14 protein-coding genes are annotated in these 12,988 nt (G+C 68.1%); 7 read left to right on the top strand and 7 right to left on the bottom strand.

Translation table 11 applies throughout. The features are described 5' to 3' along the window. Window positions 1-92: 92 nt before the first annotated feature. Complete coding sequence (locus tag ACSQ3P_RS10890) at window positions 93-734, bottom strand: TetR/AcrR family transcriptional regulator (RefSeq protein ID WP_436165594.1); 642 nt, start codon at window positions 732-734, stop codon at window positions 93-95. A 191-nt stretch (window positions 735-925) separates the two neighbouring features. On the opposite strand from ACSQ3P_RS10890, the gene ACSQ3P_RS10885 reads away from it, so the two are divergent. The 5 genes from ACSQ3P_RS10885 (at window position 926) to ACSQ3P_RS10865 (ending at window position 5,819) form a co-directional block, all read left to right on the top strand. Beyond that, complete coding sequence (locus ACSQ3P_RS10885; protein ID WP_436165593.1) at window positions 926-1,387, top strand: (2Fe-2S)-binding protein; 462 nt, start codon at window positions 926-928, stop codon at window positions 1,385-1,387. A 2-nt stretch (window positions 1,388-1,389) separates the two neighbouring features. Further along, window positions 1,390-3,555 (top strand): molybdopterin cofactor-binding domain-containing protein, encoded by a 2,166-nt coding sequence (locus ACSQ3P_RS10880; RefSeq protein ID WP_436165592.1) that lies wholly within the window; start codon window positions 1,390-1,392, stop codon window positions 3,553-3,555. Then, window positions 3,555-4,175, top strand: a complete 621-nt coding sequence (locus tag ACSQ3P_RS10875; RefSeq protein WP_436165591.1) for an Isoquinoline 1-oxidoreductase subunit — start codon at window positions 3,555-3,557, stop codon at window positions 4,173-4,175. Before ACSQ3P_RS10880 ends, ACSQ3P_RS10875 begins: the two co-directional genes overlap by 1 nt. A 269-nt stretch (window positions 4,176-4,444) precedes the next feature. After that, window positions 4,445-5,152 (top strand): CoA transferase subunit A, encoded by a 708-nt coding sequence (locus ACSQ3P_RS10870; protein ID WP_436165590.1) that lies wholly within the window; start codon window positions 4,445-4,447, stop codon window positions 5,150-5,152. A gap of 13 nt (window positions 5,153-5,165) precedes the next feature. Continuing rightward, window positions 5,166-5,819: a 3-oxoacid CoA-transferase subunit B gene (locus ACSQ3P_RS10865; RefSeq protein WP_436165589.1), complete on the top strand. Its 654-nt coding sequence runs from the start codon at window positions 5,166-5,168 to the stop codon at window positions 5,817-5,819. Window positions 5,820-5,968: 149 nt separating this feature from the next. On the opposite strand, the gene bluB is transcribed toward ACSQ3P_RS10865, so the two are convergent. Together bluB and ACSQ3P_RS10855 are read right to left on the bottom strand one after the other, a co-directional pair. Further along, window positions 5,969-6,583 (bottom strand): 5,6-dimethylbenzimidazole synthase, encoded by a 615-nt coding sequence (bluB, locus tag ACSQ3P_RS10860; RefSeq protein ID WP_436165588.1) that lies wholly within the window; start codon window positions 6,581-6,583, stop codon window positions 5,969-5,971. Beyond that, window positions 6,580-7,899 carry a cobyrinate a,c-diamide synthase gene (locus tag ACSQ3P_RS10855; protein ID WP_436165587.1) on the bottom strand — a complete coding sequence of 440 codons (1,320 nt, stop codon included), beginning with the start codon at window positions 7,897-7,899 and terminating at the stop codon, window positions 6,580-6,582. Before ACSQ3P_RS10855 ends, bluB begins: the two co-directional genes overlap by 4 nt. A 68-nt stretch (window positions 7,900-7,967) precedes the next feature. Here ACSQ3P_RS10855 and ACSQ3P_RS10850 point away from each other — a divergent pair, with 68 nt between their 5' ends. Next, a complete protein-coding gene (locus ACSQ3P_RS10850) occupies window positions 7,968-9,068 on the top strand; it encodes a cobalt-precorrin-5B (C(1))-methyltransferase (RefSeq protein ID WP_436165586.1) in 1,101 nt (366 codons plus the stop codon). 11 nt (window positions 9,069-9,079) lie between these two features. On the opposite strand, the gene cobM is transcribed toward ACSQ3P_RS10850, so the two are convergent. Genes cobM through cbiE form a run of 3 tightly spaced genes read right to left on the bottom strand, consistent with a single transcriptional unit; the run spans window position 9,080 to window position 11,483 of the window. Then, window positions 9,080-9,844, bottom strand: coding sequence for a precorrin-4 C(11)-methyltransferase (gene cobM / locus ACSQ3P_RS10845; protein ID WP_436165585.1), 765 nt, complete (start codon window positions 9,842-9,844; stop codon window positions 9,080-9,082). After that, window positions 9,841-10,230 (bottom strand): cobalamin biosynthesis protein, encoded by a 390-nt coding sequence (locus tag ACSQ3P_RS10840; RefSeq protein WP_436165584.1) that lies wholly within the window; start codon window positions 10,228-10,230, stop codon window positions 9,841-9,843. The genes cobM and ACSQ3P_RS10840 overlap by 4 nt, the downstream gene beginning before the upstream one ends. After that, the gene (gene cbiE, locus ACSQ3P_RS10835) at window positions 10,227-11,483 is read right to left on the bottom strand and encodes a precorrin-6y C5,15-methyltransferase (decarboxylating) subunit CbiE (RefSeq protein ID WP_436165583.1); all 1,257 of its coding nucleotides are present in this window, start codon (window positions 11,481-11,483) and stop codon (window positions 10,227-10,229) included. The genes ACSQ3P_RS10840 and cbiE overlap by 4 nt, the downstream gene beginning before the upstream one ends. Between cbiE and ACSQ3P_RS10830 the strand changes: the two genes are divergently transcribed. Continuing rightward, a complete protein-coding gene (locus ACSQ3P_RS10830) occupies window positions 11,482-12,246 on the top strand; it encodes a cobalt-precorrin-6A reductase (RefSeq protein WP_436165582.1) in 765 nt (254 codons plus the stop codon). The two genes, cbiE and ACSQ3P_RS10830, sit on opposite strands and share 2 nt — an antisense overlap. Here the strand turns inward: ACSQ3P_RS10830 and cobJ are convergent. Beyond that, window positions 12,189-12,980, bottom strand: coding sequence for a precorrin-3B C(17)-methyltransferase (gene cobJ, locus ACSQ3P_RS10825; RefSeq protein WP_436166234.1), 792 nt, complete (start codon window positions 12,978-12,980; stop codon window positions 12,189-12,191). The two genes, ACSQ3P_RS10830 and cobJ, sit on opposite strands and share 58 nt — an antisense overlap. Window positions 12,981-12,988 lie beyond the last annotated feature (8 nt).

Genomic DNA, 12,988 nt, shown 5'->3' with positions numbered 1-12,988 from the left:
CCGCGAGCGAGTGTCAACGGCGGCTTCTGCCCGTAATTGCGGCTGTTTCGGCAGGAATTACGACGTTTGGCTAAGGCGGGAGATGAAAACCCTCAATCCCGGCCCGTTGGCGCCAGGGCCGCGCCGAAGACCGATGCGAGATCGCGCAGGCGGGCCCCGTAAGTTTCGCACGAGAGTCTGGCGCCGGCCTTCGCGCCGGCCGCGGCCTGCATCAATGTCGCCACGAAGGTGGCCGTCGAGAGCCCGCTGCGCGACAGGCTGATCTCGCCCGCCGCTTCCGCCTTTTCGAGGAGCTCGGTGGCGTGGCGCGTGAAGATGTTCTCGAAAACCTGGACCTCGGCGCTAGCGACGCTCGTCATCACGGCCTTGAGCTCGAGGAGATGCTCGCCCGCGCCGAAACAGGCGTAGCCGGTGCCGAAATGCGCGTCGAGCAGCGCCGCGAGCCGCTCCGGGAACGGAGCCGCCATGGCCATCACGCGCTGGCAGCGGGCGTCGACCCGCTGGCCGGTCCGCAGCATCATCGCGCGGAAGACGTCGTCCTTGCCCTTGAAATGCAGGTAGAGCGTCGCCTTGGCGAGGCCGGCCTCCTTGGCGATGTCGTCCATTGAGGTGCGCTTGAAACCGTAGCGCGCGAAACGGCGCAGGGCCGCATCCGCGATCTGTTCGATGCGGGTGGTCGCATCCTCGGCACATGAATTTGCTCCGGTGCCGGAACTTTCGCTGCTGTCGGCCATTTGCAGTCTTGACAAGATCCAAACTGAGCGCGACTATCCTAACTAGACTGAAAACGTCTAATTAGTCCAGTCGCGCGACCCAGGACTACGGATTGATAGCCCGCTTCTGATATGTCAGATCGGGCCGGCGAGGGCGAGCCTCGATCCGCACCATGGTGCCGCGCTGCGTCATATCAGCATCGGAGGCAGCCATGGCCCATACCTTCAAGGTCAACGGAACGACGCATAGCGTCGATATCGACGACGACACGCCCCTGCTCTGGGCGCTGCGCGACAATCTCGGCCTCACCGGCACCAAATTCGGCTGCGGCGTCGCGCAATGCGGCGCCTGCACCGTTTATCTCGACGGCAAGCCACTGCGTTCCTGCGTGACGCCGGTCTCCGCCGTGGTCGGCGCCGAAATCACCACGATCGAGGCGATCTCCGGCCGCGAGGCCGAGGCCGTCCAGGCGGCCTGGACCGCCGGCGACGTGCCGCAATGCGGCTATTGCCAGTCGGGCCAGGTGATGAGCGCGGTCGCCCTGCTCAAGGAAAACAAGAAGCCGACCGACCAGGACATCGATCTCGCCATGAACGGCAACATCTGCCGCTGCGCGACTTATGCCCGCATCCGCGCCGCGATCCATAGCGCCGCCCGCTCGCTGGAGGCCTGATCATGACCGCTCACGACATCAATCTCTCGCGCCGCGCGCTCCTGGCCGGGGCCGGCGCTCTCGTCATCGGGCTGCATCTGCCTGAGGTCGCCAGGGCGCAGTCCGCTCGCCCCGCGGGCGGCGCAGCCGTCTTCGCGCCCAACGCTTTTGTCCGCGTCGCCGCCGACGACACGGTCACCGTCCTGATCAAGCATATCGAGTTTGGCCAGGGGCCGTTCACCGGCCTCACCACGCTCGTCGCCGAGGAGATGGACGCCGATTGGGGCCAGATGCGTGCCGAGCATGCGCCGGCCGACGTCAAGCTCTACGCCAACCTCCTCTTCGGCGTGCAGGGCACCGGCGGCTCCTCGGCCATCGCCAATTCCTTCGAGCAGATGCGCAAGGCCGGCGCGACGGCGCGCGCCATGCTGGTGCAGGCGGCGGCCGAGGCCTGGAAGGTCCCGGCTGGTGAGATCACGGTCGAGGCGGGCGTGCTCAAGCATCCCACCGGCAAGCAGGGCCGCTTCGGTGAATTCGCCGGCGCCGCTTCCAAGCTGCCCGTGCCCGAGACCGTGCCGCTGAAGCAGCCGGCAAATTTCCGCCTGATCGGCAGGGAAGGCGCGGTCAAGCGCCTCGACAGCGCCGACAAGGCGCGCGGCAAGGCCCAGTTCACCATCGACATCCATACGCCGGGCATGCTGACGGTCGTCGTCGCCCGCCCGCCGCGCTTCGGCGGCAAGATGGCGAGCTTCGACGCCGCCGAGACGCTGAAAGTCAAAGGCGTGGTCGACGTCAAGCCGATCGGCTCCGGCGTCGCGGTCTATGCCACAGGCATGTGGCCCGCGATCAAGGGGCGCGAGGCGCTGAAGGTCACCTGGGACGAGAGCGCCGCCGAAAAGCGCGGCAGCCGCGAGCTCATCGCCGAATACCGGGCGCTCGCGCGCACGCCGGGCACCGTCGTCGGCAAGCATGGCGATGCCGAGGCCGTGCTCGCCAAGGCGGACAAGGTCATCGAGGCCGAGTTCGTCTTCCCCTATCTGGCGCATGCGCCGATGGAGCCGCTCGACGGCTATCTCGAATGGGACGGAAGCCAGGCGCTCGCCCGCTTCGGCAGCCAGTTCCAGACGACCGAGCACGCCACTATCGCGGCCGTGCTGGGCTTGCCCCAGGACAAGGTCAGGCTCGAGACCATGCTGGCGGGCGGCTCCTTCGGCCGCCGCGCCCAGGTCAGCCAGCATCTGGCGGCTGAGCTCGCCATGGTCGCCAAGGCGATCGGCCCCAACCGCCCGGTCAAGCTGGTCTGGACGCGCGAGGACGATCTCACCGGCGGCTATTACCGCCCGCTCTTCGTGCACAAGCTGCGCGGCGCGGTGAAGGACGGCAAGATCACGGCCTGGACCGACAGCATCGTCGGCCAGTCCTTCTTCCTCGGCACGCCCTTCGAGGCGATGGTGGTGAAGAACGGCATCGATTCGACCATGATCGAGGGCGCCAACGAGCTGCCTTACGAGGTCGCCGATTTCGCTTGCGAGGTTCACACCGCCAAGGTCGGCGTGCCGACCTTGTGGTGGCGCTCGGTCGGCCACACCCACACTGCCTATGCGGTCGAATGCTTCGTCGACGAATTGCTGCAGGCGGCGGGGCTGGACCCGGTCGCGGGCCGGCTTGCCATGATGGGCAAGGAGCCGCGCGCGATGGGCGTGCTCAAGGCCGTGGCCGAGCTCGCCAAATGGAACGGGCCCAACTCTGTCGAGGGCAGGGCGCGCGGCGTCGCGGTGGTCGAGAGCTTCGGCTCCTTCGTCGCCCAGATCGCCGAGGTCTCGCTCGGCAGCGATGGCGAGCCCAAGGTTCACAAGGTCTGGTGCGCGGTCGATTGCGGCGTTGCGGTCAATCCCGACGTCATCCGCGCCCAGATGGAGGGCGGCATCGGCTTCGGCATCGGCCATGCGCTCTATGGCGAGATCACGCTCGATGCCGGCAAGCCGGTGCAGACGAATTTCGACAGCTACCGCTCGCTGCGCATCCACGAGATGCCGGCGGTCGAGGTCATGATCATCGCCTCGACGGAGAAGCCGACCGGCGTCGGCGAGCCCAGCGTACCGCCGATCGGGCCGGCGGTGGCCAATGCCTTGGCGCGGCTGGGGCAGGTCCGGCCCCGGCAATTGCCGATGGTTGGAGGAACGGTCTGATGCGGCCTCTTCTCCTAGCGAGTGCCGCGGCGCTGGCGCTCGGCCTCGGCGGCACGGCGCTGACTTTCGCCCAATCCGCGCCGCAGCGCGGCGGCCCGCCGCTGCGGGATGCCGCGAGCTTCTCGAGCATCCCCAACCAGCAGGCGCGCTCGGCGGCGCTGTTTGGCGAGATCGGCAAGGTGCTGATGCATCCGCGCTGCATGAACTGCCATCCGGCGACCGAGCGCCCGCGCCAGACCGATGCGCGCCGCCTGCACCAGCCCGTGGTGGTGCGCGGCAAGGACGGCCATGGCGCGCCGGGCCTGGAATGCGCCACCTGCCACGGCAAGCAGAACTACGATCCCGCCCGCATGCCTGGCGACGGGCATTGGGCGCTCGCCCCGGCCTCGATGGCCTGGGAGGGCAAGACGCTGGGGCAGATCTGCCTGCAGCTCAAGGACCAGAGCCGCAATGGCGGTCGCGACCTCGCGGCGATCGTCAAGCACGTCACCACTGACACGCTGGTGCTCTGGGGCTGGAATCCAGGCCCCGGCCGCGAGTCGGCGCCAGGCAGCAACGCCCAGTTCGGCGCGCTGATGCAGGCCTGGGCGGATAGCGGCGCGGCCTGCCCGGCGTCGTGAGGCTGGCAACGCGACGCAGACCCCCTTCCTTTCGGGAGGGGGTCTGCGCGCATTTAGTCTACCTCATGTTGCAACCGCCCCTCGCGCTCGGCTAGAGCAGGATGCGAAAAAGTGGGAACCGGTTTTTCGCATTGATCCTGCTCTAACTCTTTGGTGAGAGACGGATTCAGATTTCAGATGGGATCATTTTGTGATCCCATCTGAAATCATCCGGCTCTAGTGCTTTAGCAAGCTCTCCGGCCAGTCATTCCAGCGGCAAAGGCAACGCGATGTCGAAGAAGGTTTTTCCTGACGCCAAGGCCGCTCTGGCCGGCGCCATCAAGGACGGCATGACCATCATGGCCGGCGGCTTCGGCCTTTGCGGCATTCCCGATCTCCTGATCGAGGCGGTGCGCGAGAGCGGCGCGAAGAACCTGACCTTCGTTTCCAACAATGCCGGCATCGACGGCGCGGGCCTCGGCATTCTGCTGGAAACCCGGCAGATCAAGAAGATGATCTCGTCCTACGTCGGCGAGAACAAGCTCTTCGCCCAGCAATTCCTCGCCGGTGAACTCGAGCTCGAATTCACCCCGCAGGGCACGCTGGCCGAGCGCATCCGCGCCGGTGGGGCGGGCATCCCGGCTTTCTTCACCAAGACCGGCGTCGGCACGCTGGTCGCGGAAGGCAAGGAGGAGCGGGTTTTCGACGGCGAGCGCTACATCATGGAGCGCGGCCTCTTCGCCGATGTCTCGCTGGTCCATGCCTGGAAGGGCGATACCGAAGGCAACCTCGTCTATCGGAAGACGGCGCGCAATTTCAATCCGATGATGGCCTCGGCCTCGCGGCTGACCATTGCGCAGGTCGAGCACCTCGTGCCGGCCGGCGAGATCGACCCCGACCACATGCATACGCCGGGCATCTTCGTGAAGCGGATCGTCCACGTCACCAACGCGGCCAAGCGCATCGAGCAGCGCACCACCCGCCCGCGCGCGGCCTGAGGAGTTCAGATCAATGGCATGGACCCGTGAACAGATCGCCGCTCGCGCCGCGAAGGAACTCAAGGACGGCTATTACGTCAATCTCGGCATCGGCATTCCGACGCTGGTCTCGAACTACATCCCCGAGGGGGTTTCGGTTCAGCTCCAGTCCGAGAACGGCATGCTCGGCATGGGCCCCTTCCCCTATGAGGGCGACGAGGATCCCGACCTGATCAACGCCGGCAAGCAGACCATCACCGAACTCCCGACGACGAGCTATTTCTCATCCGCCGACTCCTTCGGCATGATCCGCGGCGGCCATATCGACCTCTCGATCCTGGGGGCCATGCAGGTCGCCCAGAATGGCGACCTCGCCAACTGGATGATTCCCGGCAAGGTGGTGAAGGGCATGGGCGGCGCCATGGACCTCGTCGCCGGCGTCAAGAAGGTCGTCGTGGTGATGGAGCATGTCGCCAAGAACAAGGACGGCTCGGAATCGGCCAAGCTGCTCAAGGCCTGCGACCTGCCGCTGACCGGGGCTGGTGTGGTCGACATGGTGATCACCGATCTCGGCGTCTTCTCGATCGACGAGAACGGCGGCGGCATGAGCCTGATCGAACTGGCCGAGGGCGTCACGCTGGAGGAGATCACCAGCAAGACCGAAGCGGCGTTCAAGGTCGCGCTTTAAGGGTGGGTGTCATCCCGTGCGCGCTGCGGCACGAAGTGCTGCGGCGCAGACACGGGATCGCTCTCAAAAAGAGGCTCCTTCTCGTCTCGCGGTCCCGCATCTGCGCAGCAGCACTTCGTGCCGCAGCGCGTGCGGGATGACAGCGCGCTCTACCGCCCTTTCTCCCAGCCCGCGCGCACGAGCTCGGGCACGTCGCTCTCCTCCTCCGGCCAACCGATGCAGAGCCAGGCGATCAGCTTCCACTCCGGCGGCGCACTGAGCGCCTCTCGCACGGCGTCGGGCTCCAGGATCGAGACCCAGCCGACGCCCACGCCCGCGACCCGTGCGGCGAGCCAGAACTGCGTGATCGCGGCGACGACGGAATAATCCAGCATCTCGGGCATGGTCCGTCGCCCAAGCCCGTGGCCCTGCTGGGTGCCATGGTCGCAGAACACCGCGATCTGCTCGGGCGCCTCGCGCATGCCTTCGAGCTTGAGGCTGGCATAGAGCCGCGCCCGCTCGCCCTCATAGTCACTGAGCGCATCGGCATTGCAGCGCTGGAAACTGTTCCGCGCCGTCTCGCGCTGCGCCTCCTCGCGCACCCGGACCCAGCGCCAGGGCTGGGAATGGCCGACCGACGGCGAAAGCTCGGCCTGCGCCAGGAGCCTGTCGACCAGCCCCTTGGGCAGCGGCTCGCGCCGGAAGCGCCGGACATCGCGTCGCCATGCCAGGAGTGCGGCGAATTGCTGCGCGAAGGCTGCGTCGAAGACCGGTGGCGCGCTCATGGCGCCAACGCGATCGCGTGGAAGAACGAGCCGGTGACATGGCCGCGCCGGCTGCCGGCGGGGGCGGGCGCTGAGCCATGCGGGTCGGTGACCACAGCGAAGGGCGCATCGTCACCGGCGGCGACGATCGTGGCGTAGTGGAATTCGTGGCCCGTGAGCGCCTGGCCGGCTTGCCCCAGAGGGCCGTCGGCCTGCAGGACGGCGCGGCGGTAGCCCAGATTCATCTTGCGCTTGGCGAAGCTGGTCTCGACGCCGAGCAGTCCGGCCATGGCGTGAGTGACGCCCTCGGCATCGATCAATGAGCGCCCCAGAACCATATAGCCACCGCATTCGCCATGGACCGGTCGCGTCCGCGCGAAGCTGCGCAGGCCGTCGAGGAAGCGCGATGCGCCCGCGATTCGCTCCGCATGCAATTCAGGATAGCCGCCCGGCAGCCAGCAAGAGTCGCAATCCTCGGGCGGCGATTCATTGGCGAGTGGTGAGAACGGCACGAGTTCGGCCCCAGCCGCGCGCCAGCCGGCTTCGACATGCGGGTAGACGAAGCTGAAGGCGGCGTCGCGAGCAAGGGCGATACGCCGGCCCGGCGCGGGCAGGGCAGGGGCGGGCGCGAGCGGCGCGGCGATCGTCGTCGTCCCTGCGGCTGCGAGCACAGCATCGAGATCGACTGCAGCTGCGATAGCGTCCGCCAGCGCATCGAGCCGGGCGAACAGGTCTTCTGTCTCGCCGGCCTGCACCAGTCCGAGATGGCGTTCGGGCAGGATCAGGCTGGCCTCGCGCGGCAAGGCACCGAGCACGGGCAGGCCGATGCGCGCCATGCCCTGGCCAACGAGCCGTTGATGGCGCTCGCTCGCGACCTTGTTGAGGATGACGCCGGCAATGGTGATGCGCGGATCGTAATGCATGCAGCCGAGCGCGATCGCGGCGGCCGATTGCGCCTGGCCGGAGACGTCGATGACGAGCACGACCGGCCAGCCCATCGATGCTGCGATGTCGGCGCTGGCGCCAGTGTGTCCCGCTTCGCCCGGCACACCGTCGAACAGGCCCATCGAGCCTTCCGCGATGACGATGTCGGCGTGGCCTGCCGCATCCTGCGCGATCTGGCGCAGCAATGCGTCGGGCATGGCGTAGGAATCGAGATTGGCGCTGGGCGCTCCGGTAGCGGCGGCATGGAAGGCCGGATCGATATAGTCCGGCCCGCATTTCAGCCCGCGTACGATCAGCCCGCGCCGCACCAGCGCGCGCTGCAAGCCGAGCGTGATCGTGGTCTTGCCCGAGCCGGAGCGCGGTGCGGCGATGATCAGGCCACGCGCGGTCATGGGCAGGCTCCTTGCAAAGATGTCTCCCGCCGCTGACGCGCGCCCATGCCTGCGCTATGCAGGCGGTCATGGACGAGATGCCAAAAGGCCCTTTGCGGCGCGGCTGGACGACGGGAGCCTGCGCTGCTGCGGCCGCCAAATCCGCCTATCTCGGCTGGGTCACGCATGATTTCCTCGATCCCGTCGAGATCACTTTGCCTGGCGGCCAGCGCCCGGCCTTCGCTTTGGCGCGGCATGGGTTGCTCACTGAGGGTGCCGAGGCCGGCATCGTCAAGGATGCGGGCGACGACCCCGACGTGACCCATGGTGCGACCGTGATCGCGCAGGTCGGTCCAGCCACCGCCGGCGCCGGTATCGTCTTCCATGCCGGCGAAGGCGTCGGCACCGTCACCTTGCCCGGCCTGCCCCTGGCCGTGGGGGAGCCCGCGATCAACCCGATGCCGCGCGAGATGATCCGGCAGGCGCTGGCCGAGGTCCAGGCCTCGACCGGCGGCCCGCGCGACGTCACGGTCACGCTCTCTATCCCCGGCGGCGAGGCGATCGCGCGGAAAACCATGAACCCGCGCCTGGGCATCGTCGGCGGGCTCTCGATCCTGGGCACGACCGGCATCGTGATCCCGTTTTCCTGCGCCGCCTGGATTCATTCGATCCATCGCGGCATCGATGTCGCCCGCGCGGCAGGGCTGACCCATGTTGCGGGCGCGACTGGCGCGACCTCCGAGGCCGCGATCCAGCGCCTGCATGGGCTGGGCGAGCAGGCCCTGATCGACATGGGCGATTTCGCCGGGGGCATGCTGAAATATTTGCGCAAACATCCCGTCCAGCGCGTCACGGTGGCGGGCGGTTTTGCCAAGATGGTCAAGCTCGGGCAAGGCATGCTCGATCTGCATTCGCGCGCTGGTCCGGTCGATTTCGCCTGGCTCTCCGAGCGGGTGCGGGAGGCTGGCGGCGAGGAGGCCCTGGCCGCCTGGGTGCCGCAGGCCAATACGGCGCTGGAGGTGCTGCAACGGGCGCAAGGCGTGGGCCTGAAGCTCGCCGATGTCGTCGCGGCCCATGCCTGGACGAACGCGGCCCATTCGCTCGGCGTGGCCGACGCCGAGCTGGAGATCGCGGTGTTCGATCGCGAGGGCGGGCTGGTGGCCCGCACGCCGTTCCGCAAGCTGGGGTGAGAGCGCGGCCTTCATAGGCCGCCGCCGGGCCGAAACCGCCGGTCGTAACCCGTCGAGTAAAGCGCGCTCTCGCCGAAATCCTCCGCGCCCAAAGCCGGTCCGACCAGGATCAGCGCGGTGCGCTCCAGTCCCGAGGATCGGACCTGCTCGGCAATCGCAGCCAGCGTCCCGCGCAGCACGCGTTCATCGGGCCAGGACGCCCGGAACACGATCGCGACAGGACACGCCGCGCCGTAGAAGGGCGTGAGCTCCGCTACCACCTGATCGATGACATGGATCGAAAGATGGATCGCCAGCGTCGCGCCTGATGCCGCGAACGTCGCGAGTTTTTCCCGCTCGGGCATCGCCGAGGCGCGGCCCGACGTGCGGGTGAGAACCAGCGATTGCGCGATGCCCGGCAGTGTCAGTTCGCGCTTCAGGCTCGCGGCGGCAGCCGCGAAAGCCGGCACGCCTGGCGTCACGCTATAGGGGATGGCGAGCGCATCGAGCCGCCGCATCTGCTCTCCGCAGGCGCTCCAGATCGAGAGGTCGCCCGAATGCAGCCGGGCCACATCCTGCCCGGCTATGTGTGCCGCCTGCATCTCCGCGATGATGGCGTCGAGGTCGAGCGGGGCGGTGTCGATGATGCGGGCACCCTTTGGACACCAGTCGAGCATCGCCTTTGGGATCAATGAGCCGGCATAGAGGCAGACCGGGCAGGCCGCGATCAGGTCGCGTCCGCGCAATGTGATGAGATCGGGCGCGCCGGGGCCGGCGCCGATGAAATGCACGCTCATGTGGCGCTCCTCGCCAGGGCGCAGGTGACGCGGGCGGTCGTGATGCGCGATTGCACGAGAACGCTGCCGGGACCTGCGGCGGCAAGCGCCGCGGCCTCCGCCACCGAGCCGACGCCGTAGAGCGAGGCGATCCGCGTGGAGCGCGTCGCACAGGCCGCCTCGAAACCCTTTAGCGCCTCGTCGGGAATGGCGACGAGCTCGGCGTTGCGTTCCTTCGCCAGTGCCAGCAGCCCCGGCTCGGCGCTGCGCGCCGCGAGCGTCGCGAAACGTGGGACAAGCTCTCCGGCGAGGCCTGCAGTCGCCAGCGTCTGGTCGAGACAGGTGCGGATATCGCCCTCGCTCGTGCCGGCACGCAGGCCCAACCCTGCGACGAGACGGCCGCTCAAGGCTTTTCGACCCGCCATTGCGTCACCGGCATGGCCGGGCGCCAGCCATGCTTGCTGCCAACGGGCGCCAGCCGGTCGATCGAAATGCGCCGCAGCGAGCCGCCATGTTGCGCGTGCAGCGCAGCGAGTTTCGCCTCGCCCTCGATCGTCACGACATTGGCGACGAGGCGCCCACCCGGTTTCAGCGCGGCCCAGGCGGCCTCGAACAGGCCATCGACCGTCAGGCCGCCGCCGATGAACACGGCATCGGGCGCTTCGAGCCCGGCGAAGCCCGCGGGCGCCTCGCCGACGACCTCGACCGAGAGGCCGCCGAGTTCGACCTTGTTTCGTGCGATCCGGTGCGCGCGCTCGGGCCTGGCCTCGAAGGCGACGGCCTGGTTGCGGAGATGGCGCTGGCACCATTCGACCGCGATGGAGCCCGAGCCCGCGCCGACATCCCAGAGCAGCTCGCCGCCGCGGGGGGCGAGTGCCGACAGGGTGATCGCGCGGATCTCCGATTTGGTGATCTGCCCGTCATGGGCGAACCAGTCCTCGTCCAACCCCGGTGCGAGCGGCAGGATGCGCGAGTCGCGGCCGGCCGCGACATCGACCGCGATGATGTTCAGCGGCACGATATCGTCGAAGGCGAAGCTATCGGCGCGCGTCTCGCGCATGCGCTCCTGCGGCCCTCCGAGCGATTCCATCACGACAATGCGACTGCCGCCAAGGCCGCGCGCCGTCATCAGTTCGGCGACGGCGCGCGGGGTGGTCTCGTCCCAGGACAGGGCTAGGATACGCGCGCCCGGCTGGAGATGCGGCACGATGCGGTAGAGCGTGCGGCCATGCAGCGAGACCAGCGCGCATTCCTCCTGCGGCCAGCGCATCCGGGTGCAGGCCATCGCGAAGGAGGAGATCTGCGGGATGATCCGCATTTCCTGCGCGGGAATCGCACGGCTCAAGCTATTGCCGATGCCGTAATGGAACGGGTCGCTGGTCGCGAGAACGCAGACCTTGCGGCCGCGCTCGGCCAGGATCTGCGGCAGAGCGTTGCGGAAGGGCTGTGGCCAGGGACGCAGCTCGCCCGGCACCGACCCGACCAGCGCGATATGGCGCTCGCCGCCGAAGACGATCTCGGCCTCGTCGAGAGCGGACTTCGCCTCCGGGCCGAGACCGGCCGTGCCGTCCTCGCCAAGCCCGATCAGCGCCAGCCAAGGGGAGGGCGCAACCTCGCTGCCGCTCGACAGCACATCGTTTTCAAGCGTAACTAGTGCCATGACCGTGCTCATTCTTGGTGGAACCAGTGAAGCGGCGGCGCTTGATCAGCATCTGGCTGAACAGGCCCCCGATATTCGCGCCATCATCTCCTTGGCCGGCCATACAGTCGACCCCCGCCCGTCGAATCTGCCGGTTCGGGTCGGAGGCTTCGGCGGCATCGAGGGCCTGCGGGACTATCTGCGCGAGGAGGGCATCATCGCCGTCATCGATGCGACACATCCCTTTGCTGCGATCATGCCCTTCAACGCCGAGCACGCCTGCAAGGCCGAGGGCGTGCCTCTGCTCGCCATCCGCCGCAAGCCCTGGATACGGCGCCCCGGTGATCGCTGGCGCTCCGTGCTCGATATGCAGGCCGCGGTCGAGGCCTTGGGGGACGAGCCGAAGCGCGTCTTCCTGACCGTCGGCCGCCTCGAACTCCCGGTTTTCGCCGACGCGCCGCGCCATCGCTATCTGGTCCGGGTCATCGAGCCGATCGGTGACCGCCTGCCGCTGCACGACGTCACCGTGATCCAGCAGCGCGGACCCTTCCATGCCGATGACGAAGAGGATCTGATGCGCCGCGAGGGCGTCGAGATCCTCGTCACCAAGAATTCCGGCGGTGACGCCACGGCCGGTAAGCTCATCGCCGCGCGCCAGCTCGGCTTGCCGGTGATCATGGTCGAGCGGCCGCCGAAGCCTGATGTCGAGGCTGTCGAGCATATCGATCAGGTCCTGCCCTGGCTGGTGGCGCAGGGGCTCTTCGTCACCGAACGCGGCGTATAGACGATCGCGGCCTGGCCCGGCCGCTCGATCAACCGCGTCGAGGACGCGCCGATCATCACCAGGGTGGCCATGTCGGCCGAAGCCGCAGCTGCGACAGCCTGCGATAGCGGCAGCACGCGCAGATTCTCGTCCGGACGTCCGACGGCGCGGGCGAAGATCACCGGCGTCTCCGCTGGGCGGTGCCGCACCGCCAGTTCGAGCGCGGCGCCGAGCTGCCAGGGCCGCGCCTTCGAGATCGGGTTGTAGAGCGCGATCACGAAATCGGCCGCCAGCACGGCTTCGAGCCGCATCGTGACGACCTCCCAGGGTTTGAGATTGTCCGAGAGCGAGATCGCGCAGAAATCGCCGCCGAGCGGCGCACCGACCTTGGCTGCAGCGGCCAGCATCGCCGTGATGCCAGGTTCGACCGTGATCGTCAGCGCCCGCCAGGCGGGGTCGCCCGCCTCCAGAGCCTCGAACACGGCCGCCGCCATCGCAAAGACGCCGGGATCGCCGCCCGAGACAACCGCGACGGTCCGTCCTTCAGCCGCCAGCCGCAACGCATGCTCGGCCCGCGCGATCTCGACGCGGTTGTCGGAGCCGTGCTTGGTCCGGCCGGCGCGCGCCGGAATCCGGTCGAGATAGGGCTCGTAGCCGACGAGGTCGCTGGCCGCATCGAGCGCGGCCTGTGCCGCCGGCGTCAGCCAATGCGCCTCACCGGGGCCCAAGCCCACGATGGTGAGCGAGCCTACGATGGTGAGCG

The sequence above is a fragment of the Allobosea sp. LjRoot9 genome (assembly GCF_964252745.1).
Taxonomy (GTDB): Bacteria; Pseudomonadota; Alphaproteobacteria; order Rhizobiales; family Beijerinckiaceae; genus Allobosea.
This window is presented reverse-complemented; position numbering and strand designations above follow the sequence as displayed.